This is a genomic window from Ahrensia marina (assembly GCF_042140245.1).
Lineage (GTDB): Bacteria > Pseudomonadota > Alphaproteobacteria > Rhizobiales > MH13 > MH13.
This window is the reverse complement of sequence record NZ_CP159483.1, coordinates 2,278,338-2,303,174: the sequence shown is the minus strand read 5'-3', so window position 1 is coordinate 2,303,174 and position 24,837 is coordinate 2,278,338. Positions and strand designations below refer to the sequence as shown.

Annotated in this window: 24 protein-coding genes, 1 other RNA gene and 1 pseudogene; 9 read left to right on the top strand and 17 right to left on the bottom strand. The window is 58.0% G+C overall.

The window, feature by feature from the left end:
* Positions 1 to 100 precede the first annotated feature (100 nt).
* The 5 genes and pseudogenes from ABWH92_RS11225 to ABWH92_RS11205 form a co-directional block, all read right to left on the bottom strand.
* Positions 101 to 1,342, bottom strand: coding sequence for a M28 family peptidase (locus ABWH92_RS11225; RefSeq protein ID WP_375568367.1), 1,242 nt, complete (start codon positions 1,340 to 1,342; stop codon positions 101 to 103).
* Complete coding sequence (locus ABWH92_RS11220; RefSeq protein ID WP_375574305.1) at positions 1,339 to 1,500, bottom strand: hypothetical protein; 162 nt, start codon at positions 1,498 to 1,500, stop codon at positions 1,339 to 1,341. The genes ABWH92_RS11225 and ABWH92_RS11220 overlap by 4 nt, the downstream gene beginning before the upstream one ends.
* 84 nt (positions 1,501 to 1,584) lie before the next feature.
* Positions 1,585 to 1,683: pseudogene (locus ABWH92_RS11215) on the bottom strand (ClpX C4-type zinc finger protein); the annotation flags it as partial.
* An 18-nt stretch (positions 1,684 to 1,701) separates the two neighbouring features.
* Positions 1,702 to 2,031, bottom strand: coding sequence for a DMT family transporter (locus ABWH92_RS11210; RefSeq protein WP_375568365.1), 330 nt, complete (start codon positions 2,029 to 2,031; stop codon positions 1,702 to 1,704).
* 3 nt (positions 2,032 to 2,034) lie between these two features.
* Positions 2,035 to 2,643 (bottom strand): TetR/AcrR family transcriptional regulator, encoded by a 609-nt coding sequence (locus ABWH92_RS11205; protein ID WP_375568363.1) that lies wholly within the window; start codon positions 2,641 to 2,643, stop codon positions 2,035 to 2,037.
* Positions 2,644 to 2,878: 235 nt separating this feature from the next.
* On the opposite strand from ABWH92_RS11205, the gene ABWH92_RS11200 reads away from it, so the two are divergent.
* Positions 2,879 to 4,045 carry an MFS transporter gene (locus ABWH92_RS11200; protein WP_375568361.1) on the top strand — a complete coding sequence of 389 codons (1,167 nt, stop codon included), beginning with the start codon at positions 2,879 to 2,881 and terminating at the stop codon, positions 4,043 to 4,045.
* A 15-nt stretch (positions 4,046 to 4,060) separates the two neighbouring features.
* On the opposite strand, the gene ABWH92_RS11195 is transcribed toward ABWH92_RS11200, so the two are convergent.
* Together ABWH92_RS11195 and ABWH92_RS11190 are read right to left on the bottom strand one after the other, a co-directional pair.
* On the bottom strand, positions 4,061 to 4,429 hold the full coding sequence (locus ABWH92_RS11195; RefSeq protein ID WP_375568359.1) for a hypothetical protein: 369 nt from the start codon (positions 4,427 to 4,429) through the stop codon (positions 4,061 to 4,063).
* Complete coding sequence (locus tag ABWH92_RS11190) at positions 4,417 to 5,454, bottom strand: tRNA (adenosine(37)-N6)-dimethylallyltransferase (RefSeq protein ID WP_375568357.1); 1,038 nt, start codon at positions 5,452 to 5,454, stop codon at positions 4,417 to 4,419. The genes ABWH92_RS11195 and ABWH92_RS11190 overlap by 13 nt, the downstream gene beginning before the upstream one ends.
* On the opposite strand from ABWH92_RS11190, the gene serB reads away from it, so the two are divergent.
* The gene (serB, locus tag ABWH92_RS11185; RefSeq protein WP_375568355.1) at positions 5,453 to 6,364 is read left to right on the top strand and encodes a phosphoserine phosphatase SerB; all 912 of its coding nucleotides are present in this window, start codon (positions 5,453 to 5,455) and stop codon (positions 6,362 to 6,364) included. The two genes, ABWH92_RS11190 and serB, sit on opposite strands and share 2 nt — an antisense overlap.
* A gap of 54 nt (positions 6,365 to 6,418) precedes the next feature.
* On the opposite strand, the gene ABWH92_RS11180 is transcribed toward serB, so the two are convergent.
* The 9 genes from ABWH92_RS11180 to ABWH92_RS11140 all read right to left on the bottom strand — a co-directional run bounded on the left by ABWH92_RS11180 (position 6,419) and on the right by ABWH92_RS11140 (position 13,553).
* Entirely contained in the window at positions 6,419 to 7,849 is a 1,431-nt protein-coding gene (locus ABWH92_RS11180; protein ID WP_375568353.1) for a Do family serine endopeptidase, read from the bottom strand.
* A gap of 177 nt (positions 7,850 to 8,026) precedes the next feature.
* Positions 8,027 to 8,230 carry a DUF2065 domain-containing protein gene (locus ABWH92_RS11175; protein WP_375568351.1) on the bottom strand — a complete coding sequence of 68 codons (204 nt, stop codon included), beginning with the start codon at positions 8,228 to 8,230 and terminating at the stop codon, positions 8,027 to 8,029.
* Positions 8,231 to 8,248: 18 nt separating this feature from the next.
* The gene (hflC, locus tag ABWH92_RS11170; protein ID WP_375568349.1) at positions 8,249 to 9,193 is read right to left on the bottom strand and encodes a protease modulator HflC; all 945 of its coding nucleotides are present in this window, start codon (positions 9,191 to 9,193) and stop codon (positions 8,249 to 8,251) included.
* Complete coding sequence (gene hflK / locus ABWH92_RS11165) at positions 9,193 to 10,359, bottom strand: FtsH protease activity modulator HflK (RefSeq protein WP_375568347.1); 1,167 nt, start codon at positions 10,357 to 10,359, stop codon at positions 9,193 to 9,195. The genes hflC and hflK overlap by 1 nt, the downstream gene beginning before the upstream one ends.
* Positions 10,360 to 10,555: 196 nt before the next feature.
* On the bottom strand, positions 10,556 to 11,071 hold the full coding sequence (locus tag ABWH92_RS11160; RefSeq protein ID WP_375568345.1) for a dihydrofolate reductase: 516 nt from the start codon (positions 11,069 to 11,071) through the stop codon (positions 10,556 to 10,558).
* A 3-nt stretch (positions 11,072 to 11,074) separates the two neighbouring features.
* A complete protein-coding gene (locus ABWH92_RS11155; RefSeq protein ID WP_375568343.1) occupies positions 11,075 to 11,653 on the bottom strand; it encodes a glutathione S-transferase family protein in 579 nt (192 codons plus the stop codon).
* Positions 11,654 to 11,662: 9 nt separating this feature from the next.
* On the bottom strand, positions 11,663 to 12,457 hold the full coding sequence (locus tag ABWH92_RS11150) for a thymidylate synthase (protein WP_375568341.1): 795 nt from the start codon (positions 12,455 to 12,457) through the stop codon (positions 11,663 to 11,665).
* Between the two features lie 121 nt (positions 12,458 to 12,578).
* On the bottom strand, positions 12,579 to 12,902 hold the full coding sequence (locus ABWH92_RS11145) for a DUF2853 family protein (RefSeq protein WP_375568339.1): 324 nt from the start codon (positions 12,900 to 12,902) through the stop codon (positions 12,579 to 12,581).
* A gap of 153 nt (positions 12,903 to 13,055) precedes the next feature.
* Entirely contained in the window at positions 13,056 to 13,553 is a 498-nt protein-coding gene (locus ABWH92_RS11140) for a YHS domain-containing (seleno)protein (RefSeq protein WP_375568337.1), read from the bottom strand.
* 352 nt (positions 13,554 to 13,905) lie between these two features.
* On the opposite strand from ABWH92_RS11140, the gene ABWH92_RS11135 reads away from it, so the two are divergent.
* The 6 genes from ABWH92_RS11135 to ABWH92_RS11110 all read left to right on the top strand — a co-directional run bounded on the left by ABWH92_RS11135 (position 13,906) and on the right by ABWH92_RS11110 (position 19,138).
* Positions 13,906 to 15,756, top strand: coding sequence for an autotransporter outer membrane beta-barrel domain-containing protein (locus ABWH92_RS11135; protein WP_375568335.1), 1,851 nt, complete (start codon positions 13,906 to 13,908; stop codon positions 15,754 to 15,756).
* Between the two features lie 80 nt (positions 15,757 to 15,836).
* Positions 15,837 to 16,203: a transfer-messenger RNA gene (gene ssrA / locus ABWH92_RS11130) on the top strand.
* Positions 16,204 to 16,346: 143 nt separating this feature from the next.
* On the top strand, positions 16,347 to 16,910 hold the full coding sequence (locus ABWH92_RS11125; RefSeq protein WP_375574239.1) for an SspB family protein: 564 nt from the start codon (positions 16,347 to 16,349) through the stop codon (positions 16,908 to 16,910).
* Between the two features lie 125 nt (positions 16,911 to 17,035).
* The gene (fumC, locus tag ABWH92_RS11120) at positions 17,036 to 18,439 is read left to right on the top strand and encodes a class II fumarate hydratase (protein ID WP_375568333.1); all 1,404 of its coding nucleotides are present in this window, start codon (positions 17,036 to 17,038) and stop codon (positions 18,437 to 18,439) included.
* Positions 18,440 to 18,704: 265 nt separating this feature from the next.
* Positions 18,705 to 18,881, top strand: coding sequence for a DUF4169 family protein (locus tag ABWH92_RS11115; protein ID WP_375568331.1), 177 nt, complete (start codon positions 18,705 to 18,707; stop codon positions 18,879 to 18,881).
* A gap of 5 nt (positions 18,882 to 18,886) precedes the next feature.
* On the top strand, positions 18,887 to 19,138 hold the full coding sequence (locus tag ABWH92_RS11110; protein ID WP_375568329.1) for a ribbon-helix-helix domain-containing protein: 252 nt from the start codon (positions 18,887 to 18,889) through the stop codon (positions 19,136 to 19,138).
* On the opposite strand, the gene ABWH92_RS11105 is transcribed toward ABWH92_RS11110, so the two are convergent.
* Positions 19,125 to 22,940: an AsmA family protein gene (locus ABWH92_RS11105; protein WP_375568327.1), complete on the bottom strand. Its 3,816-nt coding sequence runs from the start codon at positions 22,938 to 22,940 to the stop codon at positions 19,125 to 19,127. The genes ABWH92_RS11110 and ABWH92_RS11105 overlap by 14 nt on opposite strands.
* Positions 22,941 to 23,141: 201 nt before the next feature.
* Between ABWH92_RS11105 and ABWH92_RS11100 the strand changes: the two genes are divergently transcribed.
* A complete protein-coding gene (locus ABWH92_RS11100; protein WP_375568323.1) occupies positions 23,142 to 24,776 on the top strand; it encodes a chloride channel protein in 1,635 nt (544 codons plus the stop codon).
* The last annotated feature ends 61 nt before the right edge of the window (positions 24,777 to 24,837 follow it).

Below are 24,837 nucleotides of genomic sequence, written 5' to 3'. Positions count from 1 at the left end.
AGAGAAAGCCCCGGACGGCCTATGCCGATCCGGGGTTTTTGTTTGCGGATGCCAAGAGGCGAACGCGGAAAACAAAGTGTTCGGCTTCAAGAACAATCGCTCAGTGTTGGTTTTGATCAACGGCCTCAATGAAACGCTTGAGTGCTGCGGTGGTGTTGAGGAGATGCTCTGGATCAACCAGGCTCATAGTGTCGGCTTGAGAATGGGTGATCGTCTGCGTGAACATGTTTTCTAGAAGCCAATTGGACGTCACGGCTATTGCCTGACAACCGGCCTGAACAAACATTGAGTGGTCTCCTTGCGCCCACGCAATACCCTCACAAGCTTGGTCTTGTGCTGTGAGGATGGCCTTGGCAGCTTCTTCGAAGTTCGCTCCAAGCTGGAAGAACGAATAGGCCGTCTTCCCTTCGCGGTACCCAATGCCATCGATATTGACGTTCAACACACAGGCGCTGCCAAGATCTGGGTTCGCCTGTAGATAAGCCAATTGCCCCGGAACCGCATAGTGGTCCTCACCGTTCAACGCCACCAACTCAATGGCATAGCTACCTGCGTAAGTATCCAGAACCTTCGCCAAGAGAAAAAGCATCGTAACGCCCGTTGCGTTGTCAAGCGCGCCCGGAACGCCCTTCTTGGCGTCAATATGGGCTGTAACAACAATCCTCTCAGGTTCAGCATCATTGATACGGGCAATGACATTGCGAGCCGCAGATGGTCGACGACGGCAGGACGACACAAGTCGAACATGCCGCCCCGAATGACCTACCAAGGCCTGTCCCACATCCTCCGAGACAAAAACTGCCGGCAAACCAAAGTCACCATCCTCGATCATGGGAGCGCTAGAAGCAGCGGTAACAACCGCTTGGGCGCCCGAAGCCTCCAATGCGGCAATGATGTCTTGCTGAGCATCATCTTTGTAGAACGGGAAGTTCTTTGGCAGCAAAGGCGCCTGCGCTATCGGACCTGTTAGGAGAAGAAGCGCACCGTCTGTTGGTAACTGCCGCACATCATCCAGGTTTGTTGCCACCACAAGAGGGGCCTGGATGTCACAACCATCCGAATAGGGGCTGGCCGAACAACCGAAACGATGCTCGTCATCCACGGTGATAGCTGCAACACCATCTTCCCAGTCCAACGCCTCGAAGGTTTGCTCTTCAACCGCCCAGCCGAGCTTGGAGAAAACATCGTGAGCGTAGTCGGTCGCGGCCTGGTTGCCTGGCGACCCAACGCTGCGGTCCTCAACGGTTTCGGTGAGAAAGCGCAAATGTCGCTCCACCTCGTCAAGCAACTCGCCCTGGCTTTCAGAACTGATTGAACGTGTGTGATTTGGTAAGCTGATCATCGTGATCCGAACCTGTGCTCAGCCACCTCGCCCGACACACCAAGCGATGCGCCGATGACGTGCCATCCAAGACCCCGGCGGCGCACCTCTCCCACCTGCGCTTTCAGCCTTTCGCTTTGCTTGTCCACCAGTTCAGACACGGCCGCCAGTTGGCTCAACAGGAGCTCATCGTCGATCGAGCTCAGCTCCTCTGCCCTCACCGGGGCCTCTTCAAGTGCATCCCGAGTTGCGATTGTGCGCACACTCGTTGTGACGCAACGATCGCAAATGTTCACCCCGGGCCCGGCCAAAAGCGCTGCTGTTTGATCCGCTTTTCTCCCACAAAATGAACAGCTTAGCATTCCAATCTCCTTCGCATTTCAATGATAGACAGCCTTCGAGAGGGTGTTGATCACAACCACGCCGCTCACGATCAGGGCGATGCCCAAGCACCCCGCAAGATCAAAGGGTTGTCGGAAGATCACGACACCAAGCAGGGTGATGAGCGCCGTTCCCGAGCCTGCCCAAACGGCATAAGCAATGCCCAATGGAAGCGTGCGCAAAGCAAGCGCGAGAAAGAAAAGGGCAACTCCGAAGCCCAGAACTGCGAAAGTGGATGGGCCAAGCCGCGTGAAGCCCTCAGATAGCTTGAGAGCAGATCCGCCGGCCACTTCAGCCACAATGGCAATGGTCAAGTAGAGCCAGTGCATAAGCTAGCTCCAGTTCTCAGTAAGATGCAGAAGGGCTGTGGCGACATCTTCAGCCAACCTCTCAACCGCATCGAGAGGCACCTCGATCTCTCCAAACTGCACTTGGAGTGATGCCCCATCAATGAGAGCAACCAAGACTTGGGTCAGGCTTTGCCGACGGTCCAAATCGAGCGAAGGGACCAAAACACCAACAAGACTCTCCACCTCGCGAAAAACGTGGGCGTATCCACCCGCCTTCAACTGCGCAAACCGGGGATCATGAAGAGCGAGAGATTCAGCAATCGTGTAGAAGCGTCCAGCTTCACCAGCGTAGTGATGAAGAAGTGTTCGAACCACGGTTTTTGTGGAGGAAACGACGTTGGTTGGGTCCCAATTGACCCCGTGCATGATGTCCAGTGACGCGTCGATTTCTCGGGTCAGGAGAGTTTCAACCAAGTCATCTTTGCTCGAGAAGTAGTACTGCAGGTTGCCAATCGAGATGTTTAAGGCCGCTGCAATACGTCTCAGCGAAAGGTTCTGATATCCTTCGCCGAGCAGCATCCGCCTCGCCTCTGTAAGGATAGCTTCCCGGCGGAGTTCACCCTTCGCGCTTTTTTTAGCTGTGAGTGGCAAAGCGAACGCTCCTTCTCGGTTACGTTCAATAAATTAGGTCATCGACCTAAAAAGGTCAATGACCTAATTTATTGAACTCTTCGTCTCAACCCTCGTCGGCAGTGTCATCATCGCTTTGCGCCAAGTCGTGGCGAGATCCTGTTGATACAGCCAACGAACCCCCTTCACTTTTGGGCTAGGCACCCGTTGAAAAAGTGACTAGCGCAGGAGGAACCTCTTTTCCGAAAGCGCTTTTATGACCACCGCCACTGCGCCTGTTGCGCCCTCCTCTTTCATCAAGCATCGCGTGGCCGTCTCCATCATGTTCTTGATGAACGGCCTGCTTGTTGGCGGCTGGGCGCCCGCAATCCCAGTCTTCAAGGACAAGCACGGCCTGGCTGAAAGCGAGCTTGGCCTGATGATCCTGCTTATTGGCATCGGCTCGTTGCTCACCATGCCGATCACCGGCGCAATCATCGCACGGCGCGGCTCCACCGGCATTTTGGTCTTGGCGGCATGGCTTTGTGTGCCGCTGCTGCCACTGGCTCTCTTTGCGCCCAACCTCTGGCTGGCGGGCATTGCGTTGCTGCTTTTTGGTGGTGGTTTGGGGTCGATGGATGTCGCCATGAACGCCAACGCCGCGCGCATCGAGGACCATCACAGCAAAGCCATCATGTCATCCTGCCATGGGTTCTGGTCGCTTGGTGCGCTCATCGGGTCAGGAGTGGGCGGAACGCTGCTTGGACTTTTCGGCTTGGGAACGCAGGCACTCAGCATCGCCTGCTTGATGCTCCTTGGCACCTTCATCGCAATGTCCAGGCTGATGCGCGACGAGGTGGAACGCGGCGAGGGCATCGAAAAGCCCAAGCTCGCCCTGCCTCGCACGCTCACCATCTATCTGGTTGCCATCATCGCCTTTGCCGGGTTCACCGCCGAGGGCACAGTGCTCGATTGGGCAGCGCTCTTCCTGCGCGAAGATCGCAACGTGCCTGAGTGGATGGCAGGCTACGCCTTTGCCGCTTTCGCGGGCACCATGGCGTTGGTGCGCTTTGTCGGCGACCCGGTGCGCAACCGACTGGGTGACCTGCGCACCATGCAGATCTCCGCGTCGCTGGCACTGGTCGGCTTTTTGATGGCAGGCCTTGCGCCCAATCTCACAGGCACGCTTCTCGGCTTTGCCATTGCAGGGCTTGGCCTTGCCAATGTGGTGCCGATCGCATTTGCCGCCGCCGACCGGGTGCCAGGCATCCCACGCGGCATCGGTATCTCAGTCGCGACGTTCTGCGGCTATGCCGGTATTTTGGTCGCGCCACCGCTCATCGGCTTTGTCGCCGAACATGTGGACTATGCGGTGATTTTCGCCTGCGTTGCGGCACTGCCGCTCTACTGCTTGCTGGCCGCGCGCACGGTGAACCAACGTTAGACTTGCTGGCCTCCGCTAAGGCTCAATGATTTCAACATCCATGCGGGTGGCATACACCGTCACCCGCACCAACGGCGTGCCATTGATGATCGCGCGAGCGGTATCTGGTTGCACAACGCCGCGCGACATCAAGCGTTCGAACCGGCCACGTTCGCGGCGATCATCGAACACATCATCGCCTTCATCCTCAGCATCTGCCTGGTCGAAACGGTGATAGTTTGCCCGGTCTTGTCGAAGGATCGCCGCTGCGGTTTCAAGGCGATCACCGAGCGAGTTCACTTTGTCCTGCGGGCCGATCCGCGTGGTGTACTCCGTCAACACCCTGCCCTGCGCCAAAGCCGCCGTTGAAGCCAGCAGAACCAGCGCAACCGTTAGAAATCGCATGCGTTACCCTTCTCAAGCATCCAGTCGGCCATCGCCTCCACGCTCATGACCGATGGATCCAGCCTTGGCCAATCGCCCATCTGGCCGCGAAACCAGGTCGACTGGCGTTTCGCATAGCGGCGGGTTTCGATGGTCAGAGCATCCAGCGCCGCCTCTCGCGACATGTCACCGTCCAAATAGGCACCGAGCACCGAAACGCCAATAGCGCGCATCACCGGAAGCTCTGAGGAAAGGCCACGCGCCCGCAAAGCCCACACTTCCTCCAATGCCGCCTTACTGAGCATAGTCTGCGCGCGCGCACGAATGCGGGTTTCCAACCAGTCGCGCGGCGGCGCAAGAACCACATGGCAGGTGTCTGCCAGATTGAGCAACGCTCCCTCCGGCGGCAAAGCCTGCCATTCGGCCAGAGATGTACCGGTTGCAAGCAACACTTCCAGTGCCCGTGCCACCCGTTGGCTGTCCGTTGGGGAGAGTTGCGCGGCCATCGCCTCATCCAGCTCAGCATGAAGCGCCGGTGCCCCCTCTTCGATCATCCGGTCGCGAACGGTTCGGCGGATCGCATCAGGGATGTCTGGGATGGGAGACATCCCCTCCGTCAAAGCACGGAAATAGAGACCCGTTCCGCCGACAAAAATCAGCGATTGGTCTGTTTTATGGAGCGGACCGTCCGCTTTAGTCCGCCCATAGTCCGCCTTAGTCCGGTCGTCGTCTGCTGGTTTCGGCGGACCGTCCGCCTCATTTTGCAGACGGTCTGCTACCAAATCACGCCAACGCGCCGCGCTGAAGAGCGATTCCCCGTCTTCGGTTCCGTAGAGAACATGGTCAAAACGCGCCTCTTCGTCTTCGCTTGGCCGGGCGCTCACAAGGCGCAAATCACGATAGATTTGCATGGAATCTGTATTGACGATCAGCGCCTTGCCCAACCGTTCGGCAAGCCGCATAGCCAGGGCGGACTTGCCGCTGGCCGTCGGCCCTGCGATAAGCAGAACCTGCCCCGTTCCCCCAGATTTTTGAGCCTTTTGCATGACGCACCTATGCACGTTGATCGCCGATCGCACCACCCGCATCCTCACCCCAGCTGTGCGCGAAAAAGCCGCCGAGATCATCATGCAAACGCTCGGCGTCGAGGTGGCGATAACCGAGCTTTCCGATCATGCGGCCTATGATCTGGCGTTCGCGGCCAATGACACCAACGCTTTGAAACCTTTGCAAGAAAAGGTTCGTCACGCCCTCGATCCACTTCCCATCGATGTGGCTGTTTTGCCTGCGGAAGGGCGCCGCAAGAAACTGTTCCTGGCAGACATGGATTCCACCATGATTGAGCAGGAGTGCATTGACGAACTGGCCGATCAATTGGGCATCAAAGCCCACATTGCTGATATCACCGAACGCGCGATGCGCGGTGAGATCGACTTCGAACCGGCCCTGCGCGAACGCGTTGCCATGCTCAAAGGGCTGTCGGAAAGCATCATTGACACGGTGTTTGCCGAACGCATCACCTTTACCCCGGGTGGAGCAGAGCTTCTGGCGACCATGAACGCCCATGGCACGAGCTGCGTTTTGGTGTCCGGTGGCTTCACCCACTTCACGGCAAAAGTCTCTGAAAAACTTGGATTTTCTGCCAACCACGCCAATCAGCTTCTGGTCGAAGACGGCGTGTTGACCGGTACGGTTGCAGAGCCGATCCAGGGCCGCGAAGCAAAAAAGAGTCATCTGGAAAGCTATGCGAGGCAGCTCGGCGTTGACCTCAGCGAGTCGCTGGCCATCGGCGACGGCGCCAATGACTTGGGTATGATTGAAGCCGCAGGCCTTGGCGTGGCGTTCCGCGCGAAGCCTGCGGTGGTTGAACGCGCCGATGCGGCACTCAGCGCAGCCGATTTAACCGGCGCACTGTACTTGCAAGGCTATGCGGATAAGGATTTCGCGAAAGCCTAAGACAGGCCGTCATCGTCGGCGATCACGACCAGGTTCAAACGCGGTAACCGCGCCTTAGTCCGCTGAAAGCGCCACAAACTGGCTTTGGCCTTCATTGTCCTGAACAAGCATCAGAATTTGGCTTCGCCCTTCTTCGCGCAAGGCATCCACGCGGTCGACCACATCTTGCGGTGTCTCCACAACCTGCTGCCCAACCTCCAGAATCAGCGTGCCAGGCTGGATGTCTTTGGCAGCTGCTGGGCCGTCAGAGAAGACCACAGTCACCACCGCACCGGTCGCCCCCTCATCCATCTCAAAGCCGAGCTCATAGGCTTCTTCAACGGTGGAAAGCTCCATACCAAGCAGCGATACCGGTTCTGGCCCAGGCTCAATCACCGCAGCCTCACCGCCTTCACCATCGCGCAGTGCCAGCACCACAGTCAGTGACAGACTTTCACCGCGCCGGATCACCTCAACCGGCACCTCTGTGCCTGGCGCGATCTGTGCCACACGGGCCGGCAAATCGCTGTAAACATTGATGGCCCGGTTGTTGAAGCGAACGATCACATCGCCGCGTTCGATACCGGCCTCATCGGCGGGCCCACCATCATTGACCACAGAGACCAGCGCGCCGCGTGGTCTATCCAGTTGCAGGCTCTCAACCAAATCCGGCGTCACTTCCTGAATGTTCACACCCAGCAAGCCGCGCCGCGTTTCACCAAAATCGATGAGTTGCGTGACAATGGTTTCAACCGTTGCAGCAGGGATCGCAAACCCAACGCCAACGGAACGGCCATTGGGCGATAGGATCGCCGTGTTCACGCCGATAACACTGCCATTGAGATCAAACAGCGGGCCACCAGAATTCCCGCGATTGATGGCAGCGTCGGTTTGAATGAACGAGTCATAGGGCCCTGCCCCGATGTTTCGGTTCATCGCCGAGACGATACCAAGCGATACTGAGCCGCCAAGACCAAACGGGTTGCCAATCGCCAGCACCCAATCACCGATGCGCAGATCATCAGAATTGCCAAAAGAAACAGCCTGCAATGGTGTGTCCGGTACGATGCGCAGCACCGCCAGATCGGTGGCTTCATCCCGGCCGATCACTTCAGCGGGAAACGAGCGACCATCCGTCATGATGACGTCGATATCATCAGCACCAGAAATCACGTGATTGTTGGTGACAACAATGCCTTCAGGGTCGATCACAAAACCGGACCCCAATGAGTTCTCACGGCTTGGCCCGTCACGGTCGCTATCATCGTTGAAAAAGTCCTCAAAGAACTCTTCAAACGGCGATCCTTCCGGCAGGTTGGGCAAAGGTGTGGATCTACGTCCAGAGACACGCTGCGACGTAGAGATGTTGACCACGGCACCCAGCAGCTCCTCAGCCAAATCGGCAACAGGAACAGGCCCCTGGGCCCGCGTTGTTGACTCGCTTTGCGACCAGGCATTGGGCGCAGAGAGCAGCAACGCCACCGCGCATAAAAGACTTAGAAGCACAGCTTTAGTCCGAAACGCAGCCCCCTCGGAAGAAAGAACACGCGAACAGGTGGCAGAACGGACGACCCCGGGTATGGCGACCATAAAATAAGACCTTGAAAACAGAGGCGGCCAAACGAGTCTGACCAGAACAATCCCCACCAACCTGTCGCCCAACGATGATGAGATCAAGGCGTGTTACGCGCCAAAAGTGCGTGCCAACCAAAACAGCAAAACACCGAGCGCTAACGCGCCAACGCCACCCATACGCAGCATTTCAGGTGTCATTTGCCCAACCATCTCTACCATACGGCGGGCCTGATCAGGGAACAGCGCATAAAAAAGGCCCTCGGCGACAAGTGCGCCGCCGAGGACCAAAAGGATGACTTCAACAAAGGCCATCAGAACCTAACGCAACAACTACTGTTGTGCTGGAGCTGTCGCAGGCGCAGCAGCCCGTGTGCCAGATGTTGGGTTCAACGTGGTGGAGCTTGTGATGTCTCCACCTTGCTGGTCGCCAAAGTACCGGAAGAAGTCAGAATCCGGTGAAATGACCAAGCTTGCGCCATTGGAGAAGCCAGCTTCATAGGCCTGCATGGAGCGATAGAAGGAGAAGAACTCCGGATCGGCTCCAAAGGCGGTGGCGAAGATGTTGGTCCGCTCCGCATCACCTTCACCGCGAATTTGCTCGCCCTCGCGTGTGGCATCAGCAACAAGCACTGTTACCTCACGGTCGGCACGCGAACGAATACGCTGCGCTGCTTCTTCACCCTGCGCGCGGATCTCAGTGGCTTCACGCTCACGTTCGGTCTGCATGCGCTGGAAAATGGCCTGGCTGTTGGCTTCGGGAAGGTCGGCACGACGAATGCGCACATCGACGATTTCCATACCGAAGCTATCAGCTTCACGGTTCACCTGGTCCCGAATGCGGTTCATCAGCGAAGCACGATCATCGCGCACGATGGTCAGATAGCTCACTTCACCCAAAACACGACGGGTTGCCGAGTTCAGAACCGTGGAAAGACGTGAGTTGGCACCAGCCACACTGCCCACAGTTTGGAAAAACGCCAGCGGATCTTCGATCTGGTAGCGGGCAAACGTGTCGACCACCAAACGCTCTTGGTCGGCGGCGATGATTTCCTGTGGCGGGCTATCAAGATCAAGCACGCGGCGGTCAAAATACGACACGTTTTGCACAAACGGCAGTTTGAAGTTGAGGCCAGGTTCTTGGACAACGTTCACAGGCTCACCGAACTGCAGCACCAGTGCTTGCTCGGTCTCATCGACGATGAACAGCGCCGAATAGATCGCTGCGCCCAGGATGACGAGGATAAAGAGGCCAACGCCTCCAAAGAGACTTTTCATTATTGGGTCCCTCCCGCACGGCGGTTGAGTTCATTGAGCGGCAAGTAAGGCACAACGCCTTGGCCAGCATCATTTGTGTCCAGAACGATCTTATCGTTGTCACGGAAGATGCGTTCGAGCGTTTCCAGATAGAGCCGCTGACGCGTCACTTCTGGTGCTTGAACATACTCTTCGTAGACCGCGGTAAAGCGGTCTGCCTGACCACGCGCTTCGGCAACGGTCTGTTCGCGGTAAGCGTTTGCCGCCTCCAAGATACGCGCGGATTCACCACGCGCTTCGGGGATCACACGGTTGGCATAGGCCTGCGCTTGGTTCTGCACACGCTCATTGTCAGCGCGCGCGGCCTGAACGTCGCGGAACGCGTCGATCACTTGGCTTGGCGGGTCAACCGTCAGCAGCTGAACCTGCGTGATTTCAACGCCCGCACCATAGCTATCAAGCGCTTCCTGCATCAGCTCTTGCACAGCCGTCTCGGTGATCTGACGACCTTGGGTCAGAAGCGGCTGAATTTCAGAGCGTCCAACAACTTCGCGCATCGCACTTTCAGCCACAGCGCGCACAGAGCCTTCAGGGTTCTGGATGTTGAACAGGAAGAGCGGCGCATCAGAAATCCGCCAGAAGACAGCAAAGTCGATGTCAACGATGTTGCCATCGCCGGTTAGCATCAAGCTTTCTTCGGGAACATCGCGGGCGCCAGAACGACGTGGATCATCAGCGCGCGTTCCGATGTCAGCGCGGTTGATGGTCGTCACCGATGGTGTGAACACCTGCTCAAACGGCGGTGGAAGGCGGAAGTTCAGACCAGGCTGAGCCTGACGGTCAAACTCACCAAACTGCAACACAACGCCTTGCTGATCAGGCTGCACGCGGAACGTGAAGAAGTTGTAACCGACAAAAACCAGTGCGATAAGCACGACAAGAACAATCAAACCTTTGCTCGCGCCAACCCCACCGCCGGAACCGCCACCGCCAGGCAAAATGGTTTTCAAACGATCCTGGCCTTTGCGGATCATCTCCTCAAGATCGGGCGGCTGACCTCCGCCGCCCCCCTGTCCACCAGAGCCATTGTTGCCACGACCGGGGCCGCTGCCCCCGCCGGAACCCCATGGGCCGCCACCGCCGCCCCAAGGGCCGCCATTTCCGCCCGATTGGTTATTCCAAGGCATGTGTTTCCTTTCTCACACCACAACAACGCTCAGCGCTTTGAAAAAGCACCGGGCGCATCGCACACTTTGATCCGCGATTGTGCGTACGGACATGGTCCGCAAACGCTCATCTTTCAAGCACCAACCGCCGTTTGGTGCCGCTTTTTCGACACCTTAGGTTAAGTTTGCACCATTTGGTCGCAGGCTGGCCGGTTTGCTACTGTATTGGGCGATAGGTGGTGAAGACCATATCGGCTTCATCTTTGGGTCCAGCGGGCACAGATTCGGTGGCTGCAACCGACCATTTTTCCCGGTCGATTATCGGGAAGGCCGTGCTGCCGTCGGCTTCCATTGCCACATGGGTGATCTCAAGACGATCAGCCTCATCGATCGTTTGCGCATAGATCTGCCCACCGCCAATGATGAAGAGCGCGGATTTGCCCAAACCCTCCGCCAGCATTTTGCCCCGCTCTATCGCCGTGTCGAGATCAGAATAGACTTCACAGCCATCGGCGCGAAAATCAGGGTCGCCCGAGACAACAAGATTTGGTCGCCCAGGCAGCGGACGGCCAATGCTTTCATACGTTGCACGTCCCATCAGCACCGGATGACCGAGGGTTAGAGCTTTGAAATGTTTCAGATCTGTCGGCAGGCGAAACGGCAGATCGTTGTCGCGCCCGATCACACCATTGCGCGCAACGGCAGCAATCAGCACCAGTTCGATGTTCGCCAATGCTTAGCCCTCACCGCGCAGACGGCGGGCGATGGGGCGATCCATACGTGCCGAGTACGCGTCCAATACATTGCTTTCAGGCATCAGGTCGCGCACAAAATTGAGGGCGCCAGCGAGGAAAAAATCCGGGATCACCGGCGCATCGCCCATCAGATAATCATGCGCGCCGAGCTGCTTCTCCACCAGCGTGCAGACCCTCTCATACATGCGTTTCTTGCCTGGGTTGTCATCAAGCACACCATCGAACTTGGCGATCAAGGCAGGCTCAAAGGTGGCTGCATACCAGCTGATCCAGGACAGAAATGCCCCGCGTTCAGGATGGCCAGGCGCGCGCACCAGCGGCGAGTCGGGATAGAGTTCCGACAGATAGATCGCGATGGCCGACTGCTCCCAGATCACAGCATCATTGTGGATCAAAGCTGGCACCTGTTTGTGCGGATGCGGGTTGTTCTCATCCTCGCCACCAGAGCCATCGCGGCGATAGATCGATACCTCACGCAGCTGATAATCAGCGCCAAGCTCCTCCAAAATCACGCGCATCACGTCAGAGCGCGACATGGGGGAATGGACAAGCGTCAGCATAAAGGGCTCCTAAACCGCAATGGGTGCCTTGATGGCGGGATGCGGATCATAGCCCTCGATGGTGATGTGATCATAGCGGAAGTCGAAAAGACTGCTGACAGATGGGTCAAGTTTCAGCCTCGGCAGCGCGCGCGGCGCCCGCGACAGCTGAAGTTCGGCCTGCTCGATGTGATTGAGATAAAGATGCGCATCACCAAAGGTATGCACGAAATCCCCCACCTTCAGCCCGACAACTTGCGCCATCATGTGGGTGAGCAGCGCATAGGAGGCGATGTTGAACGGCACGCCCAAAAAAATGTCGGCCGAGCGCTGATAGAGCTGACAGGAAAGTTTGCCTTCAGCCACGTAAAACTGAAACAGGCAGTGGCAGGGCGGTAGCGCCATCTCATCCACGTCGGCAGGGTTCCAAGCCGACACGATGTGACGGCGGGAATCGGGGTTTTTGGTCAAGCTTTCCAAGAGCTTGGCAATCTGATCGATGCTCTCGCCCGATGGCGTTGCCCAGCTGCGCCATTGCTTGCCATAAACCGGGCCAAGCTCGCCATTCTCATCGGCCCACTCATCCCAGATGGAGACTTTGTTGTCTTTCAGATAGCCAATGTTGGTGTCACCGGCCAAAAACCAGAGCAGCTCATGAATGATCGAGCGCAGATGCAGCTTCTTGGTCGTGACCATCGGAAAACCGTCGGCCAGATCAAAACGCATTTGGTAACCGAACACAGAACGCGTCCCGGTTCCGGTGCGATCCATGCGCGTGACGCCGGTGTTCAGCACATGGTCAAGCAGATCGTGATAAGCGCGCATCGCAAAATCTCCGGGCGAATGTCCAGAAGGAAAAGGGTGCGCAACACTATGCTGATTCCCAGCCCGCAACGCACCCCTCAATCCTTAAACCAATCGCCCGGTGACCAGGGCGCGGCAGCGATCACTTTTTGTGGAAAAGATCGAGCTTTTCGTAATGCTCGGCCAGCAGATAATAGAAGGTGACGCGTGCTTTGGCCGTGTCGGCCTTCATTGCCTCACAAACCGATTGAATCGCGCCATCCACCCCATCATCGGGGTCGTCGAGACGCAATTTCTTGCGGCAGAACCCATCGCGGATACGCGCCAACTCGCTCGGGTCGGTGCAGGCCACCAAGGACGCATCGCGACTTCGCAGTGCAATCCCCAGATGCCGCACAATGCCATCCACTGCCGCTTCATCGACATTGGAGGCGAACTTTTTCACATCAGCCAAATAGTCTCGCATCCACCATTCTCCCTCAATCCAATATGTCGCCAGCCACGCTGGCGCCGCACGACCACACCAATCGCGCCGAACGCGCGAGAGATGAAAGTCCCCTGCGCGGCGTTGTTCGATGTGCTGGTGTTTGAATGGTGAGAAAACGTGGCGATTATGCGCCTATTTTAAGCTCGGCCAATTGGCATCAGCTTGCATGATGAAGCCATCCACATCCCGCAACCAACGACGATTAACGCCTTGTGTGGCGTTGAGAAAAAGGCGGCCATCAAAGATGCGCCAAATCTCCGGATCGCCCTGCGCCAGATAGCCCTGAGCGGTCGCCCAGGCGCAGTGCCCGCCATATTCGGGGGCATAAGCATCGGGATTGGCCTCAAAAAGCGCACGGTTGTCCGCGCTGGCAAAGCGCCATGTGGCGCCCTCATGCTCCAGCGTGATCGCTGGATCGCCTGGCACGGCCTGCCCCTGCGTGTGGTAGGCCACCGCATCATAACCGCCAACGGCAGTGCCTTCGATAAAACCGGTGAAAATGCGCGCCCGCGCCGTCCGGGCGCTGATCATAGTGGCGGTCGCTGCCGCGAACCCAACGGCCAGCAGGCGCAAAGCGCCCCGGCGTGTCGGTTCGGCGACATCTGCGCGAACTGTGTCTGTCTGAAACATAGGTGCTCTCCAAAAGCAAAAGACTGTGTTGCCCCTACGCTGCCAGCACCCGCCGCTTTCGTCCAATCACCAAGCCTGAAGCACCCATCACAAACCCGTGCATCGATTGAGAGACGCCATCACAAGAATTTTTGATCTCAAAACCTGGCGTACGTCGCCTTGGATCAACAAGCATCGTGTCGAGGAGGCGTTGCTGATGTGTCACAGCATGCACGAAAGACCGGGCTACAACCCTAGCTTGGTGTCGCAATGACGCTACGCCTGTTTAGGCTGGTCTCTCGCTATCGTTGGCCGAGTCGGGGCGGCCAATAACGGCCCACCTGACGTCACGCCTGGCGTGAAATGAGACACTATGACCCTTGCCACACCCATGCTGGTGGGTGTCGAAACGGCTTATGCGCAGTGCTTGCCCACAAATATTGTTAGCGGCAACACTGTCATCTGTTCGGGTTCAGAAACGGGCGGCGTAGGTAATGGATTTCAGAGTAACATCAGGCTAATCGTGCTTGAAGGTGCTAACGTCACACGAACAGGCGCCAACTCAACGGCGATTATTCTTAACAGCAATGGGTCCGTCGTCAATCTCGGCACCATCGGCGGAAACGATGACGGTATCGAGGCTGCAGTGAACCTCACACTCACCAACATCGGCACCATCAGCGGTGACAATCAGGGCGTTGATGCTGGATCCATCAGCTCCTTGACCAACTCAGGGACCATCAGCGGTGGTATTGACGGCGTTGATGGTGGAACCATCAGCTCCTTGACCAACTCGGGGACCATCAGCGGTGGAGATGTAGGTGTTACTGCCTTCCGAATCTTGTCCTTGACCAACTCAGGGACCATCAGCGGCGGCGATTTTGCGATTGAAGTGACAAATATCAATCCCGGAAGCAACGATACCACCCTCACGCTCAACGCGGGGTCCATTCTGATCGGGCACGTTGATCTGGGTCGCGGCACAAACACGTTGAACATCGGCGAAGGGTTATCGCTTAACTCCATGTTCGAAGCTCCTGATGGAAACTCCACCGTTCCGATACTCGGCACGACCAGCGGTCATCTGGTTGCGGTCCTAGATCAGACCACTGGCGCGCGCACTGAGCGCCAAGTGGTCGCCATTGACCCGTCGGCCTTTGCCAGCTTTGACGATGCGCTGGCCGCATTGGTTTCTGGCATTGGCCAGACGGTGCAGGGGCGTCAGGCGGCACTGCGTTCGGATCCAGCGCTTGGCTTCGCCTCCAGCTTTGCCAGCCGGTATGCTGCCGCACAGGAGGAGAGCCTGGTCGCCTTCTCCGATCTTGATCTGGACAATACCCCGCATCTCAACCCGAACCGCTTCTGGATCGAAGGCTTTGGGGCCTATCGCGAGGATGACAGCAACCGTGTGGGCCGCACCTTTGAGAGCCTGACCGGCGGTCTGGTGGCCGGTGTCGATGTGCCGCTGGATGCGATCACCAGTGTTGGTGTCATGGCAGGCTTTGCTGCCAGCCGGTCGGAGAATGAGACCGACACCCAGGAAACCGATACGATGAGCTATTATGCCGGTGTCTATGTCTCCACAGAGGCTTGGGGTCTCGCTTGGGATGCGTCACTGACCCTCGGCTACACCGACTATGATCAAGAGCGCATCACCGCCAACAATCTGGTGGCTACTGGCTTGGAAACCGCCAGCGCTGACTTTGGTGGCTGGTTCATCAATCCGCAGGTCACCGTCACCAACAGCACATCCACCGGGCTCTCGCCCACCGCCACAGGGCTGATGGGCTTTGCTCTGCCCACCATCGAACAGTCACTCACCCTGGCCTATGCGGGTCTGTTCTTGGATGGCACCACCGAAACCGGCACCACCAATCCCCTCACGCTGGATGATCGCGACGTTCACATCGCTTCAGCCCGTGCGGCACTTGCCCTGCCCTTTGAGGCCCTTCATGCCAATGGGGCGCTTACCACCATCAGTCTCATCGGCGGCATCGAAGCGCGCACCCAGTTTGGTGATGATGCCATCTCCGGCACGCTGCTGGGTCAGACCGTCTCCACCACGCTCGATGATGACGACACCGCGCTTGGCGGCTTCCTTGGCCTGGCAGGCGAACATCAGACCTCATCCGGTCTCACCGCCTATGCCAATGCCGAAGCCATGCTGGAAACCAACTCAGCCTACCAGATCTCCGCAACCGCTGGCCTGCGCATCGCCTTTTAGGGCATCGTCCTGCGGCTCAGTTGACATGACCCAAACAGCAGTTTCCGATTCAGCACCACGTCTTCGGCCTTGCACGAATAGCCTTTGAAATCACAGCCAATCGCGCCTATATTGGTCCTGCCGGGCAACCGGCTATGGCGATAAACTGTCATCGTAATAAACCTATCGGACCCGGGGGCGGTACCCGGCGCCTCCACCATAAACGGTTGCGGAACCAATGTTGTGGGACTGTTTTTGTGGGGGCGAAATAGGATCGACGAGGGCGTAAAGGGTGTGCTTTCGCTCGGCATGGTTCCGCCGTTATCGGACCAATTTGTAGTTGCAAACGACAACTATGCTCCGGTTGCACAGGCTGCGTAACGCAGTTTGTAAGACCGACTTAAACTCCCACTAGGTTAGCCCCTGGTGGTCGGGGTTCGCAGGCACCTGGCAACAGAAGCCTGCACTTTAGCTTTCCCTTGGCTTCGTTTGCTTTGCGCTGATTTCCTTCGCGTTCTTTTCGGTCGTTTCACACAAGCGTCACCATCGCGCAGGCATGTTGGAGCAAATCGCTCTTTGCAAGCCCAACGAAGCGTTGCAGTATGCGACTCATGTCCGATGATTTGATCCGGTACGATGTTTTGGTCAGCGATGCCTTGCGGGGCGTCGTGCGCCAGGTGCTGACTGAAATTGGTTCAACAGGTCTGCCTGGTGACCACCACTTCTACATCACCATCGACACGCGCCTGCCTGGCGTGCGGATTTCGTCCGCGCTGCGCCAACGTTTCCCTGAGGAAATGACGGTGGTGCTTCAGCACCAGTTCTGGGATTTGAAAGTCACCGAGCAAACCTTTGAAGTGGGCTTAAGCTTCTCCGGCGTGCCAGAACGCCTGCTCATCCCCTTCTCCTCTGTCACTGGGTTTGCTGATCCATCGGTGGATTTCGCGCTTAAGTTCGAAACGCTGCTCGTCGATGAAGACGATATGATCGGTGAAGCCGCCGAGCCGATGCCCGAAGAGACGGGCGAGAACGCGCCTGTCCGGCTTGAAACGGCAACCTCCGAAGGCCCCGTCAACAGCGATGCCGCTGAGGGCGACACGGACAGCGAAGACGATGATGGCGAAGAAAAATCTGCTGATGTCGTCTCGCTCGATGCGTTTCGCAAGAAAAGCTAGCCGCCTCGTTTAAGCGATTTATCCGGCCTTACCCGCCTGTCTGATAGTCACGGCCCAAAGCCCGTGATAGGTCACGCGCAACCGCATCTGCGCGCCCGAAAACCCTTGGCTGAGGACCCTTGAGCATGACCGACACCCGCCAAAAATCCACCAGAACAGAATCCGATACCTTTGGCCCCATCGAGGTGGATGCCTCCAAATATTGGGGCGCACAGGCGCAGCGCTCGCTGGGCAACTTCAAGATCGGTTGGGAAACCCAGCCCGCCCCCATCGTGCGCGCTCTGGGTATCGTAAAGCGCGCCGCCGCCGAAACCAACATGGATCTCGGCAAGATGGACCCAGACCTTGGCAAAGTGATCGTTCAGGCCGCGCAGGAAGTGATCGATGGCAAGCTCGATGAGCATTTCCCTCTCGTCGTCTGGCAGACGGGTTCCGGCACTCAGTCCAACATGAACTCCAACGAGGTGATCTCCAACCGCGCCATTGAGATGTTGGGCGGTGACATGGGTTCCAAAACGCCAGTTCACCCCAATGATCACTGCAACATGAGCCAGTCGTCCAACGACACCTTTCCAACCGCCATGCACATCGCCTGCGCCGAAGAGGTGGTGCACCGGCTGGTCCCTGCCCTTACCCATCTGCGCGATGCGCTGGCGGCCAAATCAGAGGCTTGGGCTGACATCATCAAGATCGGGCGCACGCACACCCAGGATGCGACACCGCTGACACTCGGCCAGGAGTTTGGCGGCTACACCCAGCAGCTCACCAACGGCATCAAACGCATCGAAGACACTTTGCCTGCCCTCATGGAGCTGGCCCAAGGCGGCACCGCGGTCGGCACCGGCCTCGCCTCGCCTGTCGGCTTTGCGGAAAAAGTGGCGGAAAAAATCGCGGGTATCACCGGCCTGCCCTTCACCACCGCGCCCAACAAGTTCGAGGCGCTCGCCGCCCACGATGCGATGGTGTTCACCCATGGAGCGATCAACACGGTGGCCATGTCGTGCTTCAAAATTGCCAACGATATCCGCTTCTTAGGCTCCGGCCCGCGCGCCGGTCTTGGCGAGCTGGCCCTACCGGAGAACGAGCCAGGCTCTTCCATCATGCCGGGTAAGGTGAACCCCACCCAGTGCGAGGCGCTCACCCAAGTCTGCGCCCATGTGCATGGCAACAACGCCGCCATTGGCTTTGCCGGCAGCCAGGGGCACTTTGAACTCAACGTCTACAACCCAATGATGGCCTACAACTTCCTTCAGTCTGTGCGCCTGCTTGCCGACGCGGCGATCTCTTTCACGGACAACTGCGTGGTCGGCATCGAGCCGCGCCTAGAGAACATCGCGCAAGGCCTCACCAACTCGCTGATGCTGGTGACGCCGCTGAAAGAAAAATACGGCTATGATCTGGCCGCCAAAGTCGCCAAGAACGCCCACAAGAACGGCACGACCTTGAAGGTCGAGGCGCTGGCGCTGGGTATCTCAGAGGAAGACTTTGACGCCATCGTCGTGCCTGCCAAGATGATCGCGCCGTCCTAGTCAGGCAGGTTACATGATGAGTATCATACATCCAATAATAGGTTTTTTTACTACTAATTTGGGCGATACACTTATCCATTAAGTTCTATCGCGAATTTAGATATGGAAATATCGAAGTAAAAATGTGGTACGGCGACTGTCCGAGCCCTGACAATAAAAAGGGAGAGAATGAGGTTAAATCAAAGACTGAGAGGTATATTTCATTTTTCATAGTGATATCAGTTTTTCTGATATTTTCTTTCATTTTGATTTTTTCATAGTTGTAATGACAAGAATTACCAACCTACGGCAGGCCCGCAAAGCCAAGGCGCGTGTGCAAAAGGAGAAGGTCGCGGATGAGAACCGCGCCCTTCATGGCCGCACGAAGGCCGAAAAACAGAGCGACAAAAGCTCAAAAGCCAAGATCGCCAAGCATCTGGATGATCATAAGTTGGGCGACTAGTCGCTATGCTCGTCAAACGCTCGGTCAGCCTGGCCGGTCACCGCACATCCATCGCGCTTGAGCCAGAATTCTGGGCAGAGGTAGAACGGCTTGCCAATGACAAAGGGGTGAGTTTGGCAGCCTTCATTCGTGCCATCGATGAAGGACGCACACCAGACTCCAACCTTGCCAGTCAGCTACGCCTGGCCGTGCTTGCCGATCTTAACAGGCAGTTGGTCCGTCAGGACCGAGCATCCACCGTCGCTAGCGAGGGGTGAGATCAAGCGGCGCTGATGTGGCAGGCGGCGGGCTTTCGCCGATGGCCAGCGGGTTGCGCGGCACAATGATGGTCTCAAGCGGCGGCAGGGTGAGGTCCAGCGCCGATGGCGTGCTTGGTAAGGCCTGCTCGGCCTCGCGCGCAAGCAACGCCTCACGCAACACCCGTTCGCGCTCTGCTTCAGCGTCTCGTGCAGCCTGCGCGGCAGCCTCCCGTTCAGCAACGATCCTCGCACGTTCGCGCGCTTCTTCTTCCAAGCGCTCCTGCTCAAGGCGAAGGTTTTCCTCGCGCTCAAACTCAAGGCGCGTCTGATCAAGATCGACCGCTGCCATGATACGCAGCAGGCGCTCGCGCTCCAGAATTTCAGCGTTCAAGGCCTCAACGCGACGAATTTCAAGCTCCAACTGACGCACGTTCAAAAAGCTCGATATCTGTGAGACGTCCAACTGTCGTTCCGGCGCTGCCAAAGGCCCTGCGAACGACAGGCCGACATTGGGCATCGCTTCCACATCGCCGGGGCCATCAACAGCCGCGTAGGAGAAATCAGCATCCACCTCATTGGTCGAAAGATCGACCGTTAGACCGCCACGAAGCGCTGTTTGGCCACCCTCAAGATAGAGGTTGCTGATCTGCGCCACACCACCAACAAGACTCACCGGCGTGTCAGCCTCGTCTATGCGCATGGTGCCAGCGCTTAAGGCATCGGAGAAGGCAGCTTCCAGATCAGCGTCTTCATCGAGCAGCCCGGCATCGGAGGCCTGGAGAATACGGGAGAACCCATCAAGCCCAAGGCCAGAGACGGTTACTTCGCTCAGCGCCAGTGTGCCGTCGCCAGTGAGCCCGGAAATCAGTGAAGCAACCGAGCCCCCAGCACTCTCAAAGCTTACATTGGCCGACATCTTCCCACGCATGACCGGCTGACCGCCACGCTCCCAAGCCAAACGTGCCACATCCACGTTGCGCAGGGCCAAGCGCCCATCAGCGATCCCTCCGCGATCAGCATCACGCAGCACCAAACGCCCATCCAGCGCGCCGCCAAGAAGCTCGCCACGAAGCGAATCCAGCGTCAAACGCCCCTCTTCGGCGGCCAGCTCAACTTCTCCATTGAGCGCCGTCAGCTCATCCCACAGCCGCACACGCGGCGCCGCCAACTGCAAAGAAAGGTCCAACGGCAAAGGGTTGAACACCAATGGGCCTTCTGGCCAAACAGGACTAAACCCTTGGTCAAAAGCCGATGGCCCGACAAAACCGGCAAGAAGCCCGGGCAGATCAAGGCTGTCGGCCTCCAAGTTCAGCGACAGCGAGGTGCTGAGCGGACCGCGCTGCACACTACCGGAGCCTGAAAGCGCAACATCAGCGAAATCGCCGGATAGCCCGGTCAAATCAGCGCGCTGCGTTTCCACATCATAGGAAAGGTCAAAAACTGCCGACGCACTGATCGGGTCAAAGAGGCCCGGCACCGCCATGCCAGCCATCAAGCCGAGCTGGGCAACATCGCCGGCAAAGAGAGATCCTGTGCCTTCAAGTCCAGTCACACCGGTGTCGACATCGCCTTGCAAGGTGCCGTTGACCCGCAGCGTTGTATCCAATCCATCAAAGGCAAATCGGGTGTTTGGTGCACCGTCACCATCGCTGATTAGGCTGGCAACCGCGCTTCCCTCACCTGACACATCAACAGGAAGCGCTGCGACACCCAACTGTCCAACAAGGGCGTAGGCATCGTCTGAGCGGGCTTCAAAGCGAAGTTCTGCCGCACGCTCAAACAGGCTCGCCAAACCGGTGGGAAGATCACCAGCCTCATCGGCCGGCATAGCACCAAAAACCTCAACATCAGTTTCACCCAGCGTGCCCGAAAGCCCGATTTCCAAGCCATTTGTCGCATCATGATTGTAGCTCCCTGCAACGGAAGCAGGCGCGTAAAGGCCTGCATTTCGGTAGAGATCGAGCAACACAGGATTGTCGCCGAAAACATCACGCGCAAGGCGCAGCAGCCCCCCAAGCCGATCCATATCGGCATTGACCGAGAGCGTTCCGATAGGCGGAAACGCCCCACGCTCAAAGAACCCGGATGCTGAAACGCTGGCACCGACTGCATCGCCAATGGACAGTTCATCGACGCGAATGCGCTCTGGCGTTGTGGCGACCGAAACAGTGACCTCGCCCAAGTCTTCGGCGCCAGCGACAAGCTCCTCCACCACCAAATCGGCGTTGAGTGTATCGATCAGCGGCCCGTCGGAGTCGGCGGACGATGATCCGCCAGCATGCGTGAGCCACCGTCCCAGCCCAGATAAAAGGCCAAAATCAAACCGACCAGCATTGAGATCAACGTCCAATTGACCGCCAAGACCTGCCACGTCGCGATAAATCAACGACCCTTCCAGTGCTGCCCCATCGATCTGGCCACGCAGCCGCTCAACAGACACATCGCCGGGTGCTGCTACCACGCGCCCACGTAGATCAACCGAAGAGAGCTGAGAAAACGTGCCACCCTCATCGCGGCGACCGGTCGACCACCCGACAAAGAGGTCGGGCGCGGCGCTTTCCAGCGTCATCACCCCGTCGAGCGCCAAATCGGTGCCTGCAACGTCGCCAACGGCACCAACAGCGCCAGTAAAGCCAAACGAAGTCTCGCCAGGGAAAGTTGCTATCAAGTTCTCAAGCGCAATCGGCAGGCCTGGGCTGTAGGTGGCATCAAAACCGATGTCCCGGATGACCGAGCCCCCGAGCACGATAGCTGGAATATCAAAGGAAACCTCGCCAGGCACCGTCATTTGGTCGATCCAGCGCACAAGCGTGCCGGCGGAGGCCCAACCGGCATCCAAGTCCACCGGCTCAGCTGCACCGCCACCCAACATGCGATCCAGATCAACCTGACGCGATGAAATCTCCGCGTTGAAGGCTGGCCGCTCGCCCAGATTCACATGCGCCCGACCATTGAGCACAAAGGCCTGATCCTGTGCTTGGCCAAGGGTTAGTTCGATCTCTTCGGCTTCAATATCATCAAGAGCAGCCACGATATCGGCCGCAACTCGCCAAGTGAGTGGTTGTGTTTCCGCATCAGCGACCAAACCGTCCAGGCTGCGCGCAACGCCCCGCCCCTCAAAGGTGGCATTAGCATCTGACCAGTCCAGATGCCCATCGATGGTGATCTCCATAGGCCGCGCCACGGGCAAGACGGCCACGCGCATACGCATTTGCCGGTCGCCATTGTAGGCACCTGTGTTGACCCGAAGATCTACACGCTCGCCGCCAACAATCGCCGACCCCGGATCAATGCGCCATGGTCCAAGAAGGCTGGGCGCTGATAGGCTGGCGTTGAGCCCATCCATCAGCACTTGCACCGTTCCATCGGCGGCCACGCGCTCGATCCGTCCGTCGATGATGGTCGCCTCATCGATACGCACAGCGCCAAGATCCAGCGTCTCGCTGGCGATCTGCGACATGCCCTCACCCAGTGCGGCAAGACGCACCGTCGGCTCTTCCAGCGTTAGCTCAACAATATGGGTTTCACCGCTCAAAAACGGCGCCAGCGACATAAGCGCCTGCATACGTCGGGCGGTAAAACCAGGCTCAGAACCATCAGCCTCGCCAGCGATCTCAACATCAGAAAAAGTGATGCGCGGCATCGGTAAGAAGCGCAAATCAACCGCGCCGGAGACGTGCACCTCCCGGCCCAAAACGCGCGAGGCCTGCTCCTCGATCACATCGGTGTAGTTGCTCCAATCGATGAATCGCGGGGCGATCAGCGCCGTTGTCAGCGCCAAAAGCAGCAAAGAACCCATCAAGAGAAGGAAGCGATTCATCGTCCGCCGATAGCCAGATCAAGGGTCAATATTAGGGCGTGTGCCCGGGCCGTTTATCATGCATTGCACACAAAAGGCGCTCAGCCCATCGGGAGCCTTACAACTTTCGCAGCAAAATAAGCCATAAACCATTGCACCAACGCAAGAATGGGCGCCCTACTGTTGGGGGCCTCAACCCTACCAAGCGGCTTGCGCGTCATCATGGTCGATCTCTTTCGCTCAATCACCAACAGCGTCCTCATGTGGGCGCGACCCAATGTTACCTATGCATTGCGCAAAAAGCAGCCGCTCGTTTGGCTGCTCGCTTTACTAATTGGTGTTGGAACATCGCTGGCCGCCATCGCCTTTCGCGAACTCATCGGCGCCGTGCAATGGACCTGGCTTGGCACCATGAGCGAACAAGTGGCCAGCGCAGCGCGCGTTTTGCCCTGGTACACGGTGGTGTTTGTGCCGGCCTTGGGCGGCCTGCTGGTTGGGCTCTTTTTGCACTACACTCAGCCCCAGAAACGCCCGCTGGGCGTGGCCGATGTGATTGAGGCCAAGCACACGCCGGAAACCAGCTTGCGGTTTTGGCCAGGCATTGGCTCCGCACTGGTCTCAGCAACCTCACTGGGTTTTGGCGCCAGCACCGGTCGTGAGGGACCGGTAGTGCATTTGGGCGCGACGATTGCCGCCAGCATCTCACGCCTCTTCAAGCTGCCCCGCTCGTCCAACCGGGTGCTGCTAGCTTGTGGCGTCGCAGGGGCAGTGTCCGCATCGTTTAACGCGCCGATTGCTGGGGTGCTCTTCGCGCATGAAGTGATCTTGGGTCACTATGCGCTCTCCGCCTTCTCCGCCATTGTGATTGCCTCAGGCGCCGCAACCATCATCTCACGGCTCTACTTTGGTGACGCCGTGGCCTTCACCATCCCTGACTACCAGATCACCTCATTTTTTGAGTTCCCCGCGTTTGCGCTGCTTGGCTTGGTCTGCGCGCTTGTGGCGGTGCTCTTCCAATACGCCCTGATTGGTACCGACTATGTCGCCCGTACGATCCAGGCCCCCACCTGGTTGCGGCCAGCCGTTGGCGGGCTGGCCGTTGGCATCATCGCCGTTTGGTTTCCTCAGGTGCTTGGCGTGGGATATCAGGCCACCGATCTGGCGCTGCGCAATCAGTTGCCACTCGATCTGATGATGACGCTGATTTTCTTGAAAACAGCGGCAACAGCCATTTGTCTCGCGTCTCGCTTTGGTGGCGGCATTTTCTCGCCGTCGCTCTATGTCGGGGCAATGACGGGCGGCGCTTTCGGGCTCATCGCGGCAAGTGCATTCCCCGAAATGGCCTCATCCGAGGGGCTCTATGCCATCTTGGGCATGGGCGCGGTGGCCGCTGCCGTGATCGGCGCGCCCCTCTCGACCACCATGATCGTCTTTGAGCTGACCGGCGGTTACACGCTCTCCATCGCGCTGCTCCTCACCGTCTCCATCGCCACTGGCATCTCCATCGCCGTCCATGGACGATCTTACTTCTATTGGCAGCTGGAGAGCCGGGGCCTTGCCATCGCTGATGGCCCGCACAGCCAGTTGATGCGCTCGGTGCGAGTCAACGAGTTCATGGAACGTCTACCGCCAGACCTGGATGAGCGACCGGACCCACTGGAGGAAGGAGCACCCAGGCTTCTTACCTCGGACACAATGGAGCGAGCGTTGCGCGTGTTCGACGAACATGGGCTCGACGAGGTGCCCGTCGTTCGAGCTGCCGCCGTCTCGCAAACCGTGGGCTATGCCCGCCAGGTGGATGCGCTGCGGCATTTCAACGAGGCGCTGATTGACGCCTCAATTGAAGAGCATAAATAGCTAAGAACAGGAAGCGAACAGGCGACGTGTTCCCGTCGCTTGGCTACTCTGTGTGTACACG

Bases quoted from the DNA above. Each gene is read 5' to 3' on its own strand.
- ABWH92_RS11225 (WP_375568367.1), bottom strand. From the start codon at position 1,342: ATGATCAGCTTACCAAATCACACACGTTCAATCAGTTCTGAAAGCCAG.
- ABWH92_RS11210 (WP_375568365.1), bottom strand. From the start codon at position 2,031: ATGCACTGGCTCTACTTGACCATTGCCATTGTGGCTGAAGTGGCCGGC.
- ABWH92_RS11200 (WP_375568361.1), top strand. From the start codon at position 2,879: ATGACCACCGCCACTGCGCCTGTTGCGCCCTCCTCTTTCATCAAGCAT.
- ABWH92_RS11195 (WP_375568359.1), bottom strand. From the start codon at position 4,429: ATGCGATTTCTAACGGTTGCGCTGGTTCTGCTGGCTTCAACGGCGGCT.
- serB (WP_375568355.1), top strand. From the start codon at position 5,453: ATGACGCACCTATGCACGTTGATCGCCGATCGCACCACCCGCATCCTC.
- ABWH92_RS11190 (WP_375568357.1), bottom strand. From the start codon at position 5,454: ATGCAAAAGGCTCAAAAATCTGGGGGAACGGGGCAGGTTCTGCTTATC.
- ABWH92_RS11175 (WP_375568351.1), bottom strand. From the start codon at position 8,230: ATGGCCTTTGTTGAAGTCATCCTTTTGGTCCTCGGCGGCGCACTTGTC.
- hflC (WP_375568349.1), bottom strand. From the start codon at position 9,193: ATGAAAAGTCTCTTTGGAGGCGTTGGCCTCTTTATCCTCGTCATCCTG.
- hflK (WP_375568347.1), bottom strand. From the start codon at position 10,359: ATGCCTTGGAATAACCAATCGGGCGGAAATGGCGGCCCTTGGGGCGGC.
- ABWH92_RS11155 (WP_375568343.1), bottom strand. From the start codon at position 11,653: ATGCTGACGCTTGTCCATTCCCCCATGTCGCGCTCTGACGTGATGCGC.
- ABWH92_RS11150 (WP_375568341.1), bottom strand. From the start codon at position 12,457: ATGCGCGCTTATCACGATCTGCTTGACCATGTGCTGAACACCGGCGTC.
- ABWH92_RS11145 (WP_375568339.1), bottom strand. From the start codon at position 12,902: ATGCGAGACTATTTGGCTGATGTGAAAAAGTTCGCCTCCAATGTCGAT.
- ABWH92_RS11140 (WP_375568337.1), bottom strand. From the start codon at position 13,553: ATGTTTCAGACAGACACAGTTCGCGCAGATGTCGCCGAACCGACACGC.
- ABWH92_RS11135 (WP_375568335.1), top strand. From the start codon at position 13,906: ATGACCCTTGCCACACCCATGCTGGTGGGTGTCGAAACGGCTTATGCG.
- ABWH92_RS11125 (WP_375574239.1), top strand. From the start codon at position 16,347: ATGTCCGATGATTTGATCCGGTACGATGTTTTGGTCAGCGATGCCTTG.
- fumC (WP_375568333.1), top strand. From the start codon at position 17,036: ATGACCGACACCCGCCAAAAATCCACCAGAACAGAATCCGATACCTTT.
- ABWH92_RS11115 (WP_375568331.1), top strand. From the start codon at position 18,705: ATGACAAGAATTACCAACCTACGGCAGGCCCGCAAAGCCAAGGCGCGT.
- ABWH92_RS11110 (WP_375568329.1), top strand. From the start codon at position 18,887: ATGCTCGTCAAACGCTCGGTCAGCCTGGCCGGTCACCGCACATCCATC.
- ABWH92_RS11105 (WP_375568327.1), bottom strand. From the start codon at position 22,940: ATGAATCGCTTCCTTCTCTTGATGGGTTCTTTGCTGCTTTTGGCGCTG.
- ABWH92_RS11100 (WP_375568323.1), top strand. From the start codon at position 23,142: ATGGTCGATCTCTTTCGCTCAATCACCAACAGCGTCCTCATGTGGGCG.